A 20,275-nucleotide genomic window follows, 5' to 3' on the forward strand; every position below is an offset into this window, starting at 1 on the left:
GGTTATTCCAAATAAACAAGCGATAACGCAGTACTTTTTATTTTGAAAGAGCGACCAATTTTCGCTTTCTCTTTTTTCGATGCTTTTTAGCGTTCACTGTTCTGTGTTGTGACCAGCTCACTTAGATGACTAAGCCTCACTGCTCACGCCTTGAACAGGTAAACGCTAAAATAGCACAAAATTTAATCCTGAAAGATCAACAGACCCTAATGTTTCCTGCTTCAATATTTGGCATGAGTAAAATATCTGCATGTCCAGCAACTTGACTATCAATGCTTTTCTGTTTTGCTGCTTTCTCAGATAAAGCATTATCAATCGCAAGTGGTCCATCAATAATGCAATCTTGTATTTGTCCCCTTACACTCATCTGTGACAGGATCGCTGCATCTAAAGTTGGTGGCATATTGGGATTAATGACCTCGACAGCGCAAATTGGGGCAACTTTTGGCAATGGATTACCTAATGCCTTTGCCATGGTTACTGCATTATTAATGATCTCAATCTTATCTTTCAAATCTGGATATTTATTGACAGCTGCATCAGTCACTAATATCAGCCTGTCATATTTAAAAATCTCAAATACTGCAACATGAGATAGCAGCTTTTTTGTTCTTAGCCCCGACTTTCTATCAAGCACAGCCCTTAAAAAACTTGCAGTATCTATTTGTCCTTTCATTACCATCTGAGCTTTATTACTTAAAACACATTCAACCGCTAGTTTTGCTGCTTTCTTGTCATCAATTTCATTGATAATCTCAATGTTGGACAATTCCATACCGATATCTTTGGCTAACAACTTGATTTTAGCCTCGTCACCGATAAGAATTGCATCTGCTATACCTTGTTCAATCGTTACTTTAATGGCCTCAAGCACTGACACTTCATGAGCTGCAGCAACTGAAAGCGTTTTTTTATCAATTGATTTAGTTCGCTGCAGTACATCAGAAAATGATTTAATCATATGCCCTCTCTTTGCTAGCTATAAAATATAGTGTAATGAGTTGTTTTAACCATAAAACCAATAACAAATTGCAATTGATGCCGTAATACCAGCAACATCAGAAATTAAACAACAACTCAGTACATGCCGCCCTTTCTTGATACCAACGGCTCCTAAATAAACGGCTAAAATATAGAAAGTAGTTTCTGTACATTCATTAAAAATTGCAGCTAAACGTCCAGAAAATGAATCGACACCATAATGCTGCATGGAATCCAACATCAACGCTTTTGCCCCAGAACCACTAAATGGTTTCATCATTGCAGTAGGCAGTGCTTCAATAAATCGGGGATCACCATTAAAAAAGTGAACGGCTTGAGTGATAACAGAAATGCATGAATCAAAAATACCTGAACTTCTCAGTAATCCTATCGCCATTAACATTGCGACAAGGTACGGTATTAGTGTTATCGATTGCTTAAAACCTTCTTTCGCTCCCTCAATAAATTCATCATATACTGCCACTTTTCTAATACCTGCTATCAATACAAAACTGAATATCGCCAGCAATAAAACACCATTTCCAGCTTGTTCAGAGAAGGCATTTAACTCGTTAATACTGAGAGTCAGCAGGAATGAAATAGCAGAAAAAAACACAGCAAAAATTACAGCAAAATAAAGTAAAAGCAGTGAGTTGATTAGAGGGATCTTTTGTATGAAGACAACGGACAAGAGCGCTACGATTGTCGAACAGCTAGAGGCTAACAGTATTGGAATAAACAAATCTGCAGGGGCATCTGCTCCCATTTGAGATCGCAGTAAAAATACATTCACAGGTATAACGGACAACGATGAACTCTTTAACGCTAAAAATACAACTTGTGCATTGGTTATTGTCTCTTTCTCAGGGTTCAGCGACTGCAGATCTTTCATCGCTTTAATACCCATGGGCACTGATGCATTATAGAGACTTAACATATTGGCTGTTAATGCTACTGTTATTGTGCCAAACGCTGGATGGTTTTTAGGGACTCCAGGCATTAATCGATGAAGAAAAGGCTGTGATATTTTGGACAAAAAATTAACGAGACCTGCTTTTTCTCCCAATCTCATCAGTCCCATCCACAAAGTCATTACACCAATTAAGCCAATAGCAATTTCAGCTGAAGTTTTAGCACTGCTAAAAATGCCATCAACAGAGTGAGACAATACTTCTGTTTCACCAAGAGCAACTTGATAAATAATGAAAACAATTGAAATAGAAAAAAAGAAAAACCAGACTTTGTTCAGCATACAAACTAATGAATAATAACAATAATATAAAAACTATAGTCTGGCTCTGGCTTTATCGGTAATTAAAATATCATTTAAGATTTAAATAACCTACGTTCGAGAACAAACCCCATTGCGCCTGATGTAAATAAGAATACGCCTAAGATCTCTAACCAAGTATTCATCACGTTCGGCACCTCTCTTCTACCATCAAGCCAATAGTATCGACTGCCCGCTTTTTCAGTTTTGATGAACGTTTCCCCTTTGAAATCCTCTGTCTCAATATTTTTTGGGTTATACCTTTTATTCATTTCTTTTTGTTTTTCGAAAAGATCTGCACCATAAAATAACTTCCTATACACTTTGTAAATGTCATCAGGTTCGCCCGCTAAGTTCACTCCCATTGATTGGTAAATATATAAATTTTCATTGAACAACTTTTTAGTGAACCCAGCATAGAAGCAGCAAACACCTAGCACAATCAAAAAGCTGCTTGAGTATAGGTATCGCCTTAAACTCATCAAGCGGTGCTGCTTTTGCTGTTGTAAATGCTCAGCAATCATTGGAATTTGCTTTAGCCGCTCAACTTCACTGGCTGAATTTATTTCATCAATTAACTGGGTCAAGCTAAGACTTGTAACTTTTAAGAGAGATTGAATAATCTCATTAGATGGTAATGATTTATCATTTTCCAGTTTCGATAGATAGGATTGCTCGATCCCTATCTGCTCAGCAAACTCTGGCTGGCTTAAGCCTTTTTCATTACGAAAAGATTTAATAATTTGCCCTAACGTCATTGGTCATACTCCTTATGTTTTAATATTTTTCCGTTGACTCTACAGCAAATTCTTGGGTATTCCTTTAAGAATAAAAAGATGAATATTCAATGATATTAAGGAATTTTGCGTTCTACAACATCAGCACCTTCTTCATAGCGTAACGCTGCATACCATTGACATAACAAGTCATAGTTAGTATTAGCAACTTTGTATTCGATCATTCATCTCAACGCTCACTAAAGATACTTAAGATAAATAGACCTTCAATAAAATTAAAATGAACTAAACTTTCAGCCTGCTCGCAACACCTTGCCAACCTGTTCTTTCAGAGACAAGATTATAAAGCTTTTCTCTGTCTTCTAATTGTTCAGCTTTAAAACCATTTGCGTTGACAATTTTTAATAGCGCCTCTTTTTCATTTTGCTCTATCAATAACTCAAGTGGCGTTTTTTCTTGCTCGTCTTTTTGATTTAATTGAAAATAGTCAACTTCTATCTCTTTACTTACATCTGCTATGACGGCATGAGTGGCTATATCAATGTTCTGCTCAGTCTGTGACTGTGAAGTACCATTGTCTCTGGTCTGTAACGGTGAAGTACCGTTGTCTATGCTCTGCTCTGTTTGTGACTGGGAAGTACCATTGTCAAAGTTCTCACTTTGAGCTCTTTTTTCTTTAAAGACAAAGCTAAAGAGCTTTGTAAAGAAACCTGTCAGTTTTCTTTTTATAGCAATATGTAATGGTGTTGTATCTCTAGCACTTGCTTCAACACTTACTAAATGTCTTGCTATCACCTTATTTTTTTTATCCAAGGCATTTTTAAGTGGAGAGTCTACATCATCTATTTTACCGAAAGTGTTATCTGCTTCAGCTGAAGTTTGAATATGATGAAACCCACCATGTTCAAACAATGCAGTAGCGGTATTTAAATCTGTTGTTTTTCTCTCTTTAAAATCTTTTAGCTCTTTTACGGCTTCAGCAAGGTCTACCTTAGGCGTATCTTCAATTTTTACCCAAACATCATCATCGATTGAAACTTCCTCATCTCCAGGAAGCATAATATTTTTTATTTCTTCAGCTTCTTTCTTATTAACTGCTTCCTTAAGTTGTCTGCTCTTTTCTTTATCAACCGTTTTTTCATCTGGCAGCTGAGCAGCAGGAGAGGCAGCTTGAAGCTCTGGGCTTACTTCAACATTATCACCTGCCATTGTAAATTGAGCAGGAGGGGCAGCTTGGACTTCAGGTCTTAGTTCATCAGTCCCACCTACCATTGCTAATTGAGCATGTGCAATTTGTGGTTGAGATAAATTAAGCGAAGAAAATTTTGCCTCAGGATTTTTCATAGCACTTGGTAAAGAGTTCGACCTATCTCTCGAATCAGCTTGAGCCTGCTGTTTTGTTGGTCTAACCAAGTCCAACGAACTTGTGAAACCTTGACGGGATGATGAAGTATCTAAAACATCTTCTTTTCTATGATGCTGTGTTTCAGTTTCTAGTTCTAGGGAGCGCTTCGAAGTGTTAGCAGTTTCACTTTCAACTACTTTTTCACGTTCCAAACTGTCATAACGTCCACCTACAGAGTACTGAACCACCGGTGAATCTTTTGGTAGATCTTTTGGGGCAAGCTGATCATAAGACCCAGACTGTTGTAATAATGAGCTTTCAGTATCTTCTACTAATATTCCTTTATTCACTTCAGATAAAACACTCTCCTGTGGGGTTCCAGCCTTATTTTGCCCATTTTGAACATCCTGTACACTTGCATCGACCTTCGGTGGCAATGGAGGTGTAATATTTGCGTAAATAGCTGGTTTTGATGAAGCAGGCTCTGGCATAGTTGACGGAGTACCAGTTGATCCACCAAGTCCATTAACTAAAGGGGTTCCACTTGCTTGAGCATACCTCAAATGCTGTGTAATCTGATCTGTAGGCTTAGGTGCTTTAGGTTCTCTCTGCAGTAATTGAGGATTAAAATATCCACCAGACATAGTTTCTTGAACGTCTTCTGTAGTACTATAATTAGCGTTTGCTTTATCTTCTTCATACATATGCAGAACATTTTCTGAGGTCATTAATAAAGCAGGATCTATCTGCGCTTTTGGTTCTGCAGTTGATTTAGACTGCCTTTCTCTCTCTAACTTTTCAGCAAGCACCTCTGGGTCATGCATTGAGGTATATATTTTTTCTTCATCTTTTTTAATACCGACAGAATCATAAACATGAGCTCCTGCTGTTTCTAAAGGTGGTTTGCTTGCTTCTTGTTGAACCATCGCTTTAATAGAAGGTGCATTAGGTTCAGTGTAAATGTTTGAACCATCAGGATTATCAAGCTCATCATTATGCAGTGGAGCAAGATTCTCTTTGGGCTCTTGAGCAACTAGAGCCCGAGCAGTCGGAGCTTGCAAACCTTCATCAGGTATTGATTCATACATTTTGTTACCAACCGTTACACCAGCAGCATCTTTCCTGTCTTTTTGATACAGAGGTGGAAGTACCATCGTAGCTCTGGGAGGTAAAACGTCATAATCGTTAATACCAACGACTAAAGCTTTTGGAGGGGGCTGAACTGTTATTTTACTTGTGTCAGCAGTTACGGGGTCAGAAGGGTTGCTTGCCTTCTTAGTTAAAGTACCTTCACTGGCAGGTTTAATTTTTCTACTCTGTCTTCGTAGGTCGTCTTTCCACTTGCTAAGCTTAGTATCAATTTCATTTCTAAATAAATGTCTTTGTCTCTCAAGTAATTCTAACCTCTTTTCTGCTTTCTCAAGGTTACTTTTTGCAACTCCGGAGATCCCTTTTGCAAGCTTCGCATTATATTTTGCTGCGGTACACCATTCCGATAGCGCTTTTTCTAAGTTTGGGTATAGCCCTTCCATTTCGCTTACATAAGTTGTGTGCTCTTTAATACGTTTGAGAGTCGTTACACCTGAAGTTGCACCTAATTCACGTTCATAGTGCAACTTCTCACGCTGGCATTCATTGTACTTTTTCTCAAATTCAATTTCTATTGCTCTTTCAGTCTCAATTTTTTCCTTTTGTTCTTCCTGTACAGAAGCCACCGACCATTTCTTCGGTGCAGTTTTTGAAGCCTGCAACTGAGGAGCTTTGTTAGCTGAATTAGGCCTTGATGAGACTTCACTTTCATTAGAGTTACGACTATCCCCACCTAGTTGAAATGGGAGAGGTGGAAGTGGAACATTTCTCCTATTAGTCCTTCTTGTTGATGGTGATGAACTAGGTGTTACCTCTGAGCTTCCACTCTCCTCAGAAGCTCCTGTATTTTGATTTTGGGTCGTGCCATATGCTTTTGAAAAAAAACTATCAGTTATTTCTCTTGTTTTTGGGCTGCTGTCGTCAGCTTCGTCATCACTAGCATTATATTGCCATTGAGTTTCGTATCCTTCTTCAGTTCTTGGAAAAAAATATTTAGGTTCAGGAGCACCAATTGAAGCCCCTTTTAATTGCCCAACGAGGTGATTAGGACTCAAGCTTCTGCTTGAATCATATTCTGCTACTCTTTCTAATGAACCTTCAACTGGTAACACTTATTCTAAACCCACTACAAACTACTTTGACATACTAAGTTTATAATGTTTTTACTGAATCATAATTTACGGAGGATAAAAAGTATTTTAATTTTTGTTCATGAAAAATATAAATAACCCAATATTATAATCACAGGGTTATAAGTATTTTAAAGAATAAAAAAAGCCCCTGAACGGGGCTTTAAGAATGGCTAAACTCTAAACTCACCCACGGAGGTTTTAAGTTCTTCAGCAAGTTGAGCAACTTGGTGACTTGACGCAGCGGTTTGTTCGGCGCCAACGGCAGTCTCTTCAGATATCATGGCAATCTCATCGAGCTTTTCTGACGCCTGCTGGCTCACCACATTTTGCTCTTGAGCGGCATTGGCAATGTGCATACCAGAATCATAAGCTTTATGAACAGACTCACTGATGGTTTCCAGTGCAGCATTAGCTTGTTCTGTTTTATCAACACAACTGCTCGCTTGTGAACGTCCAAGCTCCATCACTCTTACTGCTTCTTCAGTACCCTGCTGGAGAATTTCAATCATTTGCTGAATTTCACTGGTAGAATCTTGAGTTCTTGAAGCTAGGCTGCGAACTTCATCCGCAACAACCGCAAATCCTCGACCTTGTTCACCAGCTCGTGCAGCTTCGATTGCGGCATTAAGTGCAAGCAGGTTAGTTTGTTCCGCAATACCACGAATCACGTCTAAGATTGAACCTATTGATGCACTGTCCGAGTGAACTTTATTGATGACCTGTCCCGCTGTCGCTACTTCATCTGCAAGCGCTAAAATAATGCGTTTATTTTCTTCTGCAATTTCACGGATATGCTTAGCTTCTTCATCGGCTTGCTTGATTTCAACTAAGGCTTGCTCTGCGCTCTCTGAGACCTGTTGTGCGCTTGAGTTAAGTTCTGTTGTTGCAGTTGAAGCAATATGAACCTGATCTTTTTGCTGATTAATTCCCGCAGTGGTTTGTGTTGTAATCGCTGACGTTTCTTCTGCAGCCGCAGCGAGTTGAGTTGAACGGTCTAAAATACCTGTAATAACATCCCTTAAACTATCAACGAGACGATTACAGTTGCTGGCTAACTTTGCAAACTCATCATGGCCTGAGTCATCAAGCTTATGCGTTAAATCACCTGAAGCCAAAACTTGAAGCGCATGATTCACCTCATCAAGTGACGACTTCAAAGGACGAACGACCAAATAACTCACGAAAATTGCCACCAAAATTGCAATCACTTCAACAATTTTGGTTTGTGTACTTGCTGTATCAATATTCTCGATCGCTTGCAGGTTAATTTTATTACTAAAAGTTTCAATATTCGAATTGAGTTGCCCAAGTTTGTTCGCCAGTGACATTGCGATACTTTCAGATTGTGTAAAACCTGAATCCACCTGCGACTCAACACTCAATTGTTTGGCTTTTTGAGATAAGAAGGAATTGTCACCCTGAACTTGGCTCAGTAATGTTTCAATGCTGGAAGTCACTTCTTCAATAGTGTCTAATGCTAAGTTATTGTTATTTCCATCACGCTTTAGGTGTTCGGCTTTAGCCATAACATCGCCAACAACATAGCTAAGCTCTTTATTCAAAATATCGTAGTGTTGCTTATCTTTACTGTTAATCAGATCTAAAACCGTTGTTATTAAACCACTTAAACTAGAGTCAATGGTAACGGCTGAAGCCGCAATAGCTTGTAAAGCTTTATCATCACTGCTCTCAAAATCAATCAAATCAAGTAGCAGAGAAGATGCATCATCTAAAGATGATTCAAACTCTTCACTTTTTACATTCAAGCTTTCTTGAATTTCTCTTGCTGATTGCTGGTCTGAAATGACGTTTTGACTCGTGGATTGATAAGAGCGATATTGATTTCGAATGGCTGAAGCTTGGTTTAATAAGTCTTCGTTTTTTCTCATCAACCCCTCAATCTCATTCAGCCTTTGATTGAATTGCGTTGAACTCTTTTGAAATTGATTTTGGATATTAGGTATTTTGCTCGCTTCATTGGTATGAAAAGCTTGTAAAGCTAATCTTCTTTGTTCACTCAGATTTTCAGACAGGAAACTTGTTGCTTTTAATGCAGGTAAACTGACTTCCTGCATCACCATCGTACTTTCTCTAGAACTGTTATTGGTTCGATGAGACATCAATCCAAGGATGATGAGCATTAGGGTTACAACGCTAAACCCGCCAATGACGCGCATAGCCACGGAAATTTTCATAGGGTACTCCGACTTTATAGCTCTTCCCAAAATCAATACACCAGCCTATTTAAAAGCGGGGTTGTATCAATAAGTAGAAATTTCGGTATTGTTATTAAAAGGCGAGAAAATCAATGGAAATGATATAGCCGCACTTTACAGTTTTATCTTTTTATTATCTGTAAATAATATCGGCAGTATTTTAACCTTACTTTAACCTTTTTTGGGTAAATTTTTGATTTGTTTCTAAATGCCACAACGTCATTGGCCCTCCCCACACACAACCAGTATCTAGTGCCATCAAATGTGAATGCGGTACTTCTCCCATTAGGGCGGCCCAATGCCCAAAAACTAAAGTATTTTCATCAAGCAGCTTACTGGGAAATTCAAACCATGGTTTCAAGCCTTCAATGTGCCCTTGAGCCGCTGGCAACTTACATGCAAAATCCAAGCTGCCATCTTGATGTAAGAAACGCATTCTTGTTAATGCATCGATGGTAAATTTTAACTTATCAAAATCACTTAATTCGTCATGCCATTTAGATTGCTTATTGTGATACATTTTTGAAATGAGAGACTCTATATACCTTTCACTTTTCAAAGTATCTGAGACTTCATTCGCTTGTAATAATAAGGTATCTAAATCCCACTGTGGCGGAATGCCTGCATGCGTCATAATGACGTTGTGCTCAGGTAAATATCGAACCAGTGGTTGTTGACGTATCCAGTCAACTAATTTAGGTAAATGAGGAGAGTCGAGTAAAGGATCGAGTAAATCTTTAGGGTTACGTTTTTTTACGCCAGCGGCTAATGCGAGTAAGTGTAAATCATGGTTACCTAAAACCACCTTTGCACTATTTTCTAGGCCATGCAGATACTCCAACGTCGCAAGAGAGTCAGGACCACGAGCCACTAAGTCACCGACAGCCCAAAGCTCATCCTTTGATGGATTAAAGTCGACGGCATCAAGCAGCAGTCTAAGTTCTTGATAACATCCTTGTATATCTCCAACAAAGTATTTAGACATATTTGTTTAAAAAAGTGTTCCCTATTAGTGAAGCAAACCTGGCACAGCTAAACGAAAACGTGGAATGATGGCTTTAACCATCTCACCGTTTTGCGCTTTCATATGATAAAAACCTTCCATAAAACCCAGTGGCGTATCTAACATTGTGCCACTGGTATACTGATACGCACTATCAGGTTCAATGACTGGAGTTTCACCAACAACGCCCGCACCATTCACTTCATTCTGCTGACCATTTCCATCAGTAATGATCCAATGGCGAGTTTCTAATTTAGCAGGTAAAGCACCTAAATTAACAATTGTAATGGTGTAGCTAAATAAAAACTTTTCTTCTTCTGGAGAGGATTGCTCCTCAAGATATTCTGTTTTTACTTCAACTCGAAATGAATGGTTATCCTGTGCCATTTTTTTTCCTATTTTCGACAGATGTGATTCGCCATTTTTACAAACTGTTCAACACTGATCTGCTCTGGACGCAAAGTAGCATCAACATCAAGTTGTGCAAACTCATCATCACTCAGAACAGATTTTAAGTTATTTCGTAGCGTCTTACGTCGCATTCCAAATGCTTGAGTGACCAGTTTACTTAGAACATTTATGTCATCGCAAGGATAAGGTTTAACTTCGTATGGCAGCAATCGAACAACGGCTGAATCAACTTTAGGCGGTGGTGCGAAACACTCTGGAGGCACTTCAAGAACAGGAACCACTTGACAGTAATACTGCGCCATTACCGTTAAACGGCCGTAAGCTTTCGTACCTGGACTTGCAGATAAGCGTAACACCACCTCTTTTTGCAGCATAAAATGCATAGTTTCAATCATTTCTGCAAATTCAAAAAGATGAAACATTAATGGTGTTGAAATGTTATAAGGTAAATTACCAAATACTTTCAGTTTTTTGCCATCTTCTTTCAGCGTACTGAAATCAAATTGCATTGCATCACCCTGATGAATGTCCAGCTTATCTTTTAAAAATGGATGTGTTTTCAGACGTTCAACGAGGTCTTTATCTAACTCAACAACGGTAAGTTTATCAACATCTTCAGCTACAGGTTCAGTAAGGGCTCCTAAACCTGGACCAATCTCGACCATAGTATGATCGTTATCTGGAGAAATGGCGCCTACAATGCTGTCGATGATATTCATGTCAGTCAAAAAGTTTTGACCAAAACGTTTTCTGGCCGTATGGCCTAAATGTACTTTACTGCTCATTACTATTAATTCTTTTCGGCCAGTTCAATGGCTTTATTTAAAGCGCAGACAAAACTTCCAACGTCTGCTTCACCAGTACCAGCTAAATCCAATGCGGTACCATGATCTACTGAGGTGCGGATATAAGGCAAACCAAGCGTGATATTCACTGACTTACCAAACCCTAATGATTTTAAAACCGGTAATCCTTGATCGTGATACATTGCGAGAACGGCATCTGCATCTTCAAGGTATTTAGGTTGAAACAATGTATCGGCCGGCAATGGCCCTACAATATCCATTGCTAAGCCTGCACGTAACTCTTCAAGTGCAGGAATAATAATATCAATTTCTTCTCGGCCTAAATGGCCATCTTCACCAGCATGGGGGTTAAGACCACAAACATAAAGCTTAGGTCGCTCAAGCGCAAACTTTGTCGTTAAATCCTTATAAAGAATATTAATGATATTTTTAATGCGTTCAGCCGTTATCGCTTTAGATACATACGCTAATGGAATATGTGTTGTAACCAGTGCGACTTGTAATTCTGGCGCAGAGAGCATCATCACTACATCTTGGCAGCCTGCTTGGTTAGCAAAAAATTCCGTATGACCACTAAAGGAAATACCTGACTGATTGATGATACCTTTGTGTACAGGACCCGTAACAACAGCATCAAACTCACCACTCATATTGTGTTCACCGGCAAACTTTAAGGTATCAACAACATAAGCACTGTTCTTATCATTAAGTACCCCACACTCAACATTCTCAGCAACATCAAATGGCACAATATTCAATGTACCAGCTTGTTGTGCGATGGGCTCATGTGAAGGTTGATAAGGCTTAAGCGTCAAGGGAAGTCCCATTTGCTTAGCGCGCTCTTTAAGTAATTTCGGGTCAGCACAAACGACAAGCTCAGCAGGCCACGGCTGCTGAGCTAATTTAACTACGAGATCCGGGCCGATACCTGCTGGCTCGCCCGGAGTGATGGCGATTCGTTTAATCGTCAAAAATTAAAACCTCTATTTTTGGTCAAACACTTCGATATAAGCATTTGCTCTCATTTCTTCTAACCAGTTTTGCAGTTCTTCATTGAATTTACGTCTGAAGATCAGCTGGTGAGCACGGTTTGTATTCACTCTGTCAGTGGCATCGATTTTACGACGCTCTTCTAACTGCGCAATGTGCCAGCCATGGCTAGTACGGAATGGTTCACTGATTTGCCCAACCTTGAGGTTATCTAGCGTTCGAGCAAATTCTGGCACATAGACATCAGATTGCGACCAACCAAGTTCACCACCTTTAGCAGCAGAACCAGGGTCTTCAGAGTACTTACGAGCGAGATCTTCAAACTTCGCTTTACCAGATTTGATTTGTTCCAGCAGCTGCTCTAATACCGTTTTTGCACGCTCTTCTGAAAGAATCGGTGATGGTTTTAATAGAATATGTCTTGCTCGAACTTCTTCAACCTCATTTGATTGTTGGCCACGAACGTCCATTACCTTAATGATGTGTAAGCCGGAACCACTTTTGATTGGCCCTAAAATATCACCTTTGCTCGCACCATTCATTACTTCGGCAAACAATGTCGGCATTTCATTGACGTTCATGTAATCCCAAATACCGCCTTCTAACGCTTTAGGACCAGATGATGAAGCTATCGCTGTACGCTTAAAGTCAGCACCATCTTTCAAGCGTTTTAAAACAGCTTGAGCACGCTTCGATGCGGCTTCTAATTGTTCACTCGTTGGGTTAGTTGGTATTTCAATAAGAATATGGCCAATTTGATATTCAACATTCTTCTGACCTTGCTCTTGAATCATGTTCACCAAATTAGTGACTTCTTGTGGTGAGACTTGAATGCGGCGCTGCACTTGAATACGCTGAATTTCGCCGATAGTAATTTCTTGTCGAAGCTGTTCACGGTATTGGGCGAAGCTTGAGCCTGCAGCCTCAATTTTGTTGCGCATTTGCTCAACCGTTAAATGTTGCTCTTTAGCAATGTTACCTATGGTCTGATCAAGTTGAAGATCACCAATGTGTAAACCAATTCGATCAGCCATTTGCATCTGCAAATGATTCAAAATCAAACGTTCAATAACTTGTGTACGCAAAGCGTTATCTGAAGGTAATGATTGGTCATTCGATTTCGCATTCTCTTTAACCGTTTTTACCATGTCTTGAATTTCGCTTTCAAGAATGATTCCATCATCAACTTGAACGGCGACACGATCCAATGGTTGTGGGGCAGCAATAACACTTTGACTCAGTAGTAACGCACAAAGCGTAAAAATAATGGTTTTACAAAATCTCATCCACAAATTCCTTGGCTGATTATTTTCATTTTGTTTAATTTCGTTATCCGATACCCATTTCGATTTAAAATGGGTATGGCTAGAATTCCATTTGACTCTGAACTTCGAAAGAGGTTCAGCAGTTCGGTTAAATTATTAATTTCTTAAATAAAGTGGTTTACGGTAATTAAAGATCCCTTCATTGAGCATATCTGAAACACCTAACTTACCAGAGCCACCAAGCCCTTTTATGAGGAAGTTCAAATATACGCCACTTTCAAACTGTTCACGCTCAATAGGATTACTCGCAATATTATCATCATAATTAGTTTTAATTCGATAATGATAACTTAAACGTACTGCCCAACAACAAGATTCATACTGAAAGCCAGTATAAGACTCGATGCTTCTTTTTTTATTCAGGTCATAATACCAATTTCCGACAAAGTATAAATTGTCTTTAAGTGGCCATGCTGTTCTCACACCAGCTTGAGAAATATCAACCTGATTATTGTTATTGGCGTTGACAAGATCAGGTACATATCGATAGCTCAACTGGAACAATTTGTTCGCTTCAGGACGAAAATCTAGAGAAACTTCGTTTTTCTTAGTTTTGCTAAGCTGAGTATCATACTGTACTGCAGAGCTAAAATACCAATCATTATAAATATGGGCATCTAACTCCGTGGCTAATACTGAAGATGAAGGTTGGTTTTCAATCGTTCTATCAAGTAAATTTACTCGGCTGTCTTCTAGATAGAAAATCTGTCCAAAACTGAACTTTATTTTTTCACGGTTATGAGAATCAAACAATCTTGTTGTCAAACCCAGAGTCACTTGGTTGGCGTCGGAAATACGATCTAAACCAGAAAAGCGACGATCACGGAAGAGGCCGTAGTAATCCTCTTGTAACTGTGCTGTATCATAAAGTCCAATATCAGATTGATCTTCATAGCCAACATACAAATATTGAACTTGTGGCTCTAACGTTTGGCGATACTGTTCAGAAAACAAAGATAACGTTCTATCAAAGTTTACTTTGGCGTTTAAACGTACTGATGGAATGGTTCGACTAACAGTATCTTTTAGTTGTGAATCAATCGCATCTTCTTCCTGCCAGTAATTTGTTTGATATAACTTAAATTCCGCCGACGCAGAACCTGCAGGGCCGTAAAAAGGCAGAGTCAATGTTGGCTCTAAATGTAAACGGGTCGCCGTATTATGATCATTATCTTGATGAGCAAAATTAGTGACCTCCGAATACATGCTGAAATCCATGTTGTCATAGAGTTCAGGTAAACGATACGTGGCCGTAAGCTGCGGCATTACTTGAAATGGCTTTTCAGCTAGACCAAGCACTTTGATATCTTGTACTTTGAGACCAAAGTCCCAATCGTGGCTCAAATAATTGAGCTCACCCACTCTTAACAGTTGATTATCATTATCCTGTCTAATGTCAGAATCTAAATCGGTGAAGTAGTTGTTATCAGAAACATCAGTAAAGTTGGCAAGTACTCGCCAGTTTTCGTTCAACTTTCCTTGGTGGTTCCAGTGATAAAGATATCGATTTGGGCTACCAGAGATTTCATCATCCGTCGGTAAATACTCAAAATTTAACTGACCGTTTTGTTGACCATTGGTTAAATAACGAAACTCAACCTTATTAAACAGACCACGGTTTGACATATAGTCTGGGGTATAGGTTAAGTCATAGTTTGGTGAAATATTCCAATAAATAGGTAGTGCAACTTCAACACCATTAACCGTGCTGGTACTGAATTTTGGAAATAGCAGCCCCGATTTGCGTTTATCAGATACAGGAACCGTCATATAAGGTACGTATAAAACGGGAACGCCACCAACTTTTAAGCGGGCGTTATAAATCGCCCCCCATTCCTCAGAGCTATCGATTTTAATCTCATCAGCTTCGAGCTTCCACGATTCATGCCCTTCAGGACAAGTTGTAAAACTACTTTCTGATAAAATTAAGTCATTCTCTGGTGTGATTTCTAAACCTTTAGCTTCGCCATGAACCTGCTGACCTTTTAACCAATACTTTGTACCTGTCATCGAAGCGCTGTTATTTTTAATCTCTGCATCTAATGAATCAGCAACAATGGTAATTTGCGGGTCTTCAAACGTTAGATTGCCTTTCGCAGACAATTGCTGTGTTTCATCATTTACAGTAGCTTCATCAGCATAGATGTGTCGGTCACCTTGGTTAAAGGTTACCCCGCCTGAGAAGTGCGCTTTTTTACCGACCTGAGCTTCTGAATGATCAGATTCGATACGAATATGATTATCTTCTACGACTTGATCACGATCACTAATATACTGTGGTGCCTTAGGCGGTATAATTACGCATTGGGAACGAACTGCGATTGGCTTGTTATCAATAACACCATTATCAGGGTCAATCGTCTTTGGTTGTTGAGCCAGCACCAATTGTGGTGCCAAACTTAGGGCTATAGCGTAGCGTAGCTTCATTCGGTTAATAATTTTATCACTCTGAGCCAGCAAATTGATTTATTAGCTGTTTCTAAAAAATTAGTCGCTATAATATACCTGTAATCAGCTGAGATGCAATTTTCAGAGAACATTTATAATCAGTTTTTGTTGTAAACAAAGCCACAGATTTTGGTATTAAATTTGACATTTCAACCTCAAGTATCTTTGATTTTGTTCTCTAGACTGTTTCCATTATTAAAATAACAAAGTGATATGAGGTTTTTTTGTCTGATTCTAGATTTGAAACATTAACAGCATGGATTAAAAGCAAGCTTGTGGGCGCTTTTGAGATAGAGCTGATTTCCGGAGATGCCAGTTTTCGTCGCTATTTTCGAGTATGTCATGATAACCAAACGTTTATTGCCGTTGACTCTCCTATCAAGCTGGTTGCCATTATTCCTTTTATCGAACTCACGAATAGTTACGATGCTCAGCATCTAGCTGTTCCTCAAGTGATTGCGCATGAAAATGTTCAAGGGTTTATGTTATTGTCTGATTTAGGTGACACTCAGCTGGGCTCAGTATTAACTGATGCTGCGATAGAAGGTTACTACTCTGAGTCTCTAGCGTTACTGAATAGCGTTGCTCGAGTTGAGTCGACGCCAGCTCATGAACTTCCAGTATTCGACGAAAAGTTCATCAAAACTGAATTGAGTATATTCGATCAATGGTTTATCGGACATCACCTACAACTTAAGCTCGACAATCAGGAAATTGAACTACTGCACCACGTGTACAACTTTCTAAGTTCCGCTTTGCTAGAGCAACCTCAATGCACAATGCATCGTGATTTCCATAGTCGTAATATTATGGTTAAAAATCAGAAACTGTATTTAATTGATTATCAAGACAGTGTTGTAGGTCCATTTACTTACGATGCAGTATCACTGCTCCGTGACTGTTATGTTGTTTGCCCAAAGGTGTATTTTGAAACGTTACAACAACAGCATTTTGAGCAATCTATTGAAGCAGGGATATTAAGCGAGTCAGTTTCATTTGCGCAATATCAACGTTGGTTTGATTTAACCGGTTTACAACGTCATATCAAAATTGCTGGTATCTTTAGTCGTTTGTTTTATCGCGACAATAAAGCTGGATACCTAAAAGATATTCCGCAAACCTTGAACTACATAATAGAAGTTACGTCAAAGTATCCGGAATTAGCAGAATTTGATCATTGGATGAAAAGTAAAATAATCCCTGTATTTCAGCAATCATCAAAAGGAAATAGTCAATGAAAGCGATGATTCTCGCTGCTGGCAGGGGAAAGCGTTTAAAACCATTCACTGACAGCATTCCTAAACCATTAGTAAAAGTAAATAATAAATCACTTATTTGCTACCACTTAGAAAAGCTCGCTAACGCTGGCTTTAAAGAGGTTGTCATTAACACAGCTTGGCTTGGTGAAAAAATCACTCACGCTTTAGGCCGTGGTGAAAGGTGGGGCCTAAAAATTTCGTATAGCCACGAGAGTGAAGCGCTCGAAACTGGAGGAGGCATAAAAAAAGCCCTCCCATTACTCGGTGATGCCCCTTTTTTAGTGATAAACGGTGATATCTTTATCGATGAATTACCAGCATCAATTACTGATTTTGTTATGCCTGAAAACGCTCTCGCTTGTTTATGGTTAGTTGAAAACCCTAAACATAATCCTGCTGGAGACTATGCTCTCAAAGGTAATAAAATCACTGATGACAAAACCGATAGACTCACCTTTTCAGGTATCGGAATTTATCGAAAAGAACTATTTAAAGACAGTCCTAATGGTGCATTTGCGACACCGTTACTATTTAATCAGGCCATTCAAGAAAAGCTGTTATTTGGCAATAAACTCAATGGTTATTGGAATGATGTGGGAACGCCACAACGACTAGAAGAAGTAAACCAAAGGTTCGAACAAGGTAATATCAATGAAAATCTGGGGTAAAGTTTTTGGCGCTATTATCGGCTTTATGTTTGGCCGTTTTTTTGGTGCTCTACTCGGTGCTTGGCTAGGGCACCTTTATGATAAGCGTGGCAGCACCATTCAAATTATTCGTAATGCCAGCAAAAAACAAAGCCAATTCTTTAATAGCACATTTGCAGTTATGGGGCATGTGGCTAAAGCCTCAGGTCGAGTAACCGAAACCGACATCAAAATAGCCAGTATGATGATGGATCAAATGCGCTTACAAGGGAGTGTGAGGACAGATGCTCAAAATGCATTTCGTCAAGGAAAACAAGCTGATTTTGATTTAACCACTTGCCTTAGAGAGTTCAAAGCCATTGCGGGAAGACGCCAGGAAATCTTACAAATGTTCTTGGAAATCCAAATACAAACGGCTTTAGCGGATGCAGAACTTCACCCGAAAGAAAAACAAATTCTTACTATTATTGCGCAACAACTTGGCTTCTCAGCTTCGCAGTTAGAAGTGTTGCTTAAACGTTGGCAAGCAGAGTTTCGTTTTCAACAATCTTCAGCTCGGGGTGGGCCTCAAAGAACTAACATCAATGATGCATATCAAGTGTTAGGGCTCGAAAAATCTGCCAGTGATCAAGACATTAAACGTGCTTACCGTAAGCTGATGAATGAACATCACCCTGATAAGCTCGTTGCAAAAGGTTTACCAGAAGAAATGATGGAACTTGCGAAAAAGAAGGCTCAAGATATTCAAGCCGCTTATGACAGCTTAAAGGCACAAAGAGGTTTTAAATGAAAATAGTGATTCTCGATTACTTTACTCTTAATCCAGGTGATTTGGATGATTCAAAATTACAGCAATTAGGCGAAGTGTTCACCTATGACCGTACATCTGAATCACAAATTATTGAAAGAGCAAAAGGTGCTGAAATCATCTTAACTAATAAGGTCAGCTTAACTGCTGTAACTATCGCCAAGCTTCCGAGTTTAAAATACATAGGCGTGTTGGCAACTGGTACAAATATTATCGATCTTGAAGCTGCGAAAAAGCATGGAATTACTGTATGTAATGTTCCTGCATATAGCACTGAATCAGTCGCTCAAATGGTATTTGCTCACATCCTAAATCACACTCAGCAAGTAAGTTTACATGACGGGTTGGTAAAACGTGGTAATTGGGATAATTGTGTAGATTTCACTTTTAGAGCCTCTAACCTCTTTTCTTTAAAAAATAAAAAAATGGGCATTATTGGTTTTGGCGAAACGGGTAAACAAGTCGCCAATATTGCAAAAGCTTTTGGAATGGAAATACTAATACATTCTCGTACTCAACCTAAGTCATTACCAGAGGGCTATCAATGGGTTGACCAAGAAACTCTATTTAGCACTTCAGACATTATCAGCCTCCACTGTCCTCTCACACCTGCAACAAACAAACTTATTAATGAGCGAAGAATTAAATTAATGAAACGTGATGCTTTATTGATTAACTGCGGACGAGGCGGCTTAGTGGACGAACAGGCTTTGGCAGATGCCTTAAACGCTAAGCTTCTTTATGCTGGCGTAGATGTATTATCGACTGAACCACCAGCAAAGGATAACCCATTGCTTACAGCCAAAAACATCACAATTACACCACATACAGCTTGGTCGACGGTTGAGGCTAGAGGCAGACTGTTGGAAGTTACCGTTAAAAATATTTCAGAGTTTTTGAATGAAAGAACAATTAATTGTGTAAACTAAGCATAAATATGACACCCTGAAGCTAGCGCATATCCCTCTGGCTTGCCTCTCTTCTGTTGTTTAGCTTCATCAACTAATGATTGTTTGAACTCTTGTACATCTTTGTCGGATACGTTGAATTTTGCCTTGTATTCATCAGCTGCTGCGTTTATTGTTGCCACTTGAACCTTAAACAAATACCAATCAACTGGATGCTGTTCCTTTAAAGTTGCGCCTGACTTGTCTTGTGACGAAATGTCCTTTCTTTCTTCTGAAGAACTTAATTTTAAATCTGATAGTTCCACGACCTTATCTCGGTACTGTAGCCTTCGACTTTCCCAATTTTCGAAACGACTTTGAGGAATCGATGCATCAAAAACATTATCTTCGCTTAGCTCCTCATTAGGGGCTTCTACCGTATCAAATAACTCAGAACTTAATCCATGCAAGTCATGCTTAAGACCAGAGTTTTCCTTTATTTTCAGACACAAACGAACATCCTTCCCCTTAGGCAATATTTGTAACTCAATATCGTCCTTATATTTTGCAGGCATTCTATCTTTAATATATTTATATGCTTGAATTCTATCTTTTACATCAGACTCTGATTGACAAACCTGCATTGAAGGCACTGTTAGTTGTAAAACGGCCTCTCTGTCATCATCTTGATTTCTTCCAAAAATAACATGGCAAAATTTTACAACGGCTCCCCAAATCCCTTTGTAGTGAGAATCTAACTTTTTGAGGTCTATTTTTTCTTCTTTAGATTTCACCACTGAGTCATCAAACTTCATTAAATTTTTGCTGAATGAGCTGACCCCAATGGTTTGAAAGCTTGCGCCTGGCATGATGCTCTCCGAGTTGTTTTTTACCTGATGTTTTTATTATAAGCCTTTATA

At 39.0% G+C, this 20,275-nt stretch carries 16 protein-coding genes; 4 read left to right on the top strand and 12 right to left on the bottom strand.

The genetic code is table 11. The features are described from left to right. Window positions 1-196 precede the first annotated feature (196 nt). From AC1EU2_RS03365 to lptD, 11 genes are all read right to left on the bottom strand, one after another. Window positions 197-961 (bottom strand): phosphate acyltransferase, encoded by a 765-nt coding sequence (locus AC1EU2_RS03365; protein ID WP_480296571.1) that lies wholly within the window; start codon window positions 959-961, stop codon window positions 197-199. 45 nt (window positions 962-1,006) lie between these two features. Further along, window positions 1,007-2,233, bottom strand: coding sequence for a nucleoside recognition domain-containing protein (locus AC1EU2_RS03370; protein WP_480296572.1), 1,227 nt, complete (start codon window positions 2,231-2,233; stop codon window positions 1,007-1,009). Between the two features lie 74 nt (window positions 2,234-2,307). After that, window positions 2,308-3,009: a helix-turn-helix domain-containing protein gene (locus AC1EU2_RS03375; RefSeq protein WP_480296573.1), complete on the bottom strand. Its 702-nt coding sequence runs from the start codon at window positions 3,007-3,009 to the stop codon at window positions 2,308-2,310. Window positions 3,010-3,273: 264 nt separating this feature from the next. Beyond that, complete coding sequence (locus AC1EU2_RS03380; RefSeq protein ID WP_480296574.1) at window positions 3,274-6,534, bottom strand: hypothetical protein; 3,261 nt, start codon at window positions 6,532-6,534, stop codon at window positions 3,274-3,276. Between the two features lie 191 nt (window positions 6,535-6,725). Further along, window positions 6,726-8,750 (bottom strand): HAMP domain-containing methyl-accepting chemotaxis protein, encoded by a 2,025-nt coding sequence (locus tag AC1EU2_RS03385; protein WP_480296575.1) that lies wholly within the window; start codon window positions 8,748-8,750, stop codon window positions 6,726-6,728. Window positions 8,751-8,937: 187 nt separating this feature from the next. After that, complete coding sequence (locus tag AC1EU2_RS03390; protein ID WP_480296576.1) at window positions 8,938-9,756, bottom strand: symmetrical bis(5'-nucleosyl)-tetraphosphatase; 819 nt, start codon at window positions 9,754-9,756, stop codon at window positions 8,938-8,940. 24 nt (window positions 9,757-9,780) lie between these two features. Beyond that, window positions 9,781-10,161 carry a Co2+/Mg2+ efflux protein ApaG gene (gene apaG / locus AC1EU2_RS03395; protein WP_480296577.1) on the bottom strand — a complete coding sequence of 127 codons (381 nt, stop codon included), beginning with the start codon at window positions 10,159-10,161 and terminating at the stop codon, window positions 9,781-9,783. Between the two features lie 8 nt (window positions 10,162-10,169). Beyond that, window positions 10,170-10,970, bottom strand: a complete 801-nt coding sequence (rsmA, locus tag AC1EU2_RS03400; protein WP_129948281.1) for a 16S rRNA (adenine(1518)-N(6)/adenine(1519)-N(6))-dimethyltransferase RsmA — start codon at window positions 10,968-10,970, stop codon at window positions 10,170-10,172. Between the two features lie 5 nt (window positions 10,971-10,975). Then, entirely contained in the window at window positions 10,976-11,962 is a 987-nt protein-coding gene (gene pdxA / locus AC1EU2_RS03405) for a 4-hydroxythreonine-4-phosphate dehydrogenase PdxA (protein ID WP_480296578.1), read from the bottom strand. Between the two features lie 12 nt (window positions 11,963-11,974). Then, on the bottom strand, window positions 11,975-13,267 hold the full coding sequence (gene surA, locus AC1EU2_RS03410) for a peptidylprolyl isomerase SurA (RefSeq protein ID WP_480296579.1): 1,293 nt from the start codon (window positions 13,265-13,267) through the stop codon (window positions 11,975-11,977). Window positions 13,268-13,402: 135 nt separating this feature from the next. Continuing rightward, window positions 13,403-15,733, bottom strand: a complete 2,331-nt coding sequence (gene lptD / locus AC1EU2_RS03415) for an LPS assembly protein LptD (RefSeq protein ID WP_480296580.1) — start codon at window positions 15,731-15,733, stop codon at window positions 13,403-13,405. 245 nt (window positions 15,734-15,978) lie between these two features. Here lptD and AC1EU2_RS03420 point away from each other — a divergent pair, with 245 nt between their 5' ends. Genes AC1EU2_RS03420 through AC1EU2_RS03435 form a run of 4 tightly spaced genes read left to right on the top strand, consistent with a single transcriptional unit; the run spans window position 15,979 to window position 19,397 of the window. Next, entirely contained in the window at window positions 15,979-16,992 is a 1,014-nt protein-coding gene (locus AC1EU2_RS03420) for an aminoglycoside phosphotransferase family protein (RefSeq protein ID WP_480296581.1), read from the top strand. After that, window positions 16,989-17,681, top strand: coding sequence for an N-acetylmuramate alpha-1-phosphate uridylyltransferase MurU (gene murU, locus AC1EU2_RS03425; protein ID WP_480296582.1), 693 nt, complete (start codon window positions 16,989-16,991; stop codon window positions 17,679-17,681). Before AC1EU2_RS03420 ends, murU begins: the two co-directional genes overlap by 4 nt. After that, window positions 17,665-18,450 carry a co-chaperone DjlA gene (gene djlA / locus AC1EU2_RS03430; protein ID WP_480296583.1) on the top strand — a complete coding sequence of 262 codons (786 nt, stop codon included), beginning with the start codon at window positions 17,665-17,667 and terminating at the stop codon, window positions 18,448-18,450. Before murU ends, djlA begins: the two co-directional genes overlap by 17 nt. Further along, entirely contained in the window at window positions 18,447-19,397 is a 951-nt protein-coding gene (locus tag AC1EU2_RS03435; RefSeq protein ID WP_480296584.1) for a D-2-hydroxyacid dehydrogenase, read from the top strand. The genes djlA and AC1EU2_RS03435 overlap by 4 nt, the downstream gene beginning before the upstream one ends. On the opposite strand, the gene AC1EU2_RS03440 is transcribed toward AC1EU2_RS03435, so the two are convergent. After that, window positions 19,394-20,224: a hypothetical protein gene (locus AC1EU2_RS03440; RefSeq protein ID WP_480296585.1), complete on the bottom strand. Its 831-nt coding sequence runs from the start codon at window positions 20,222-20,224 to the stop codon at window positions 19,394-19,396. The genes AC1EU2_RS03435 and AC1EU2_RS03440 overlap by 4 nt on opposite strands. Window positions 20,225-20,275 lie beyond the last annotated feature (51 nt).

This window comes from Parashewanella sp. 2304DJ23-3 (genome assembly GCF_056591695.1).

Excerpts from the sequence above, each read along its gene's own strand:
- surA (WP_480296579.1), bottom strand. The coding sequence starts at position 13,267 with ATGAGATTTTGTAAAACCATTATTTTTACGCTTTGTGCGTTACTACTG.
- AC1EU2_RS03385 (WP_480296575.1), bottom strand. The coding sequence starts at position 8,750 with ATGAAAATTTCCGTGGCTATGCGCGTCATTGGCGGGTTTAGCGTTGTA.
- rsmA (WP_129948281.1), bottom strand. The coding sequence starts at position 10,970 with ATGAGCAGTAAAGTACATTTAGGCCATACGGCCAGAAAACGTTTTGGT.
- murU (WP_480296582.1), top strand. The coding sequence starts at position 16,989 with ATGAAAGCGATGATTCTCGCTGCTGGCAGGGGAAAGCGTTTAAAACCA.
- AC1EU2_RS03370 (WP_480296572.1), bottom strand. The coding sequence starts at position 2,233 with ATGCTGAACAAAGTCTGGTTTTTCTTTTTTTCTATTTCAATTGTTTTC.
- AC1EU2_RS03390 (WP_480296576.1), bottom strand. The coding sequence starts at position 9,756 with ATGTCTAAATACTTTGTTGGAGATATACAAGGATGTTATCAAGAACTT.
- AC1EU2_RS03375 (WP_480296573.1), bottom strand. The coding sequence starts at position 3,009 with ATGACGTTAGGGCAAATTATTAAATCTTTTCGTAATGAAAAAGGCTTA.
- AC1EU2_RS03440 (WP_480296585.1), bottom strand. The coding sequence starts at position 20,224 with ATGCCAGGCGCAAGCTTTCAAACCATTGGGGTCAGCTCATTCAGCAAA.
- AC1EU2_RS03435 (WP_480296584.1), top strand. The coding sequence starts at position 18,447 with ATGAAAATAGTGATTCTCGATTACTTTACTCTTAATCCAGGTGATTTG.
- apaG (WP_480296577.1), bottom strand. The coding sequence starts at position 10,161 with ATGGCACAGGATAACCATTCATTTCGAGTTGAAGTAAAAACAGAATAT.
- AC1EU2_RS03365 (WP_480296571.1), bottom strand. The coding sequence starts at position 961 with ATGATTAAATCATTTTCTGATGTACTGCAGCGAACTAAATCAATTGAT.
- lptD (WP_480296580.1), bottom strand. The coding sequence starts at position 15,733 with ATGAAGCTACGCTACGCTATAGCCCTAAGTTTGGCACCACAATTGGTG.
- djlA (WP_480296583.1), top strand. The coding sequence starts at position 17,665 with ATGAAAATCTGGGGTAAAGTTTTTGGCGCTATTATCGGCTTTATGTTT.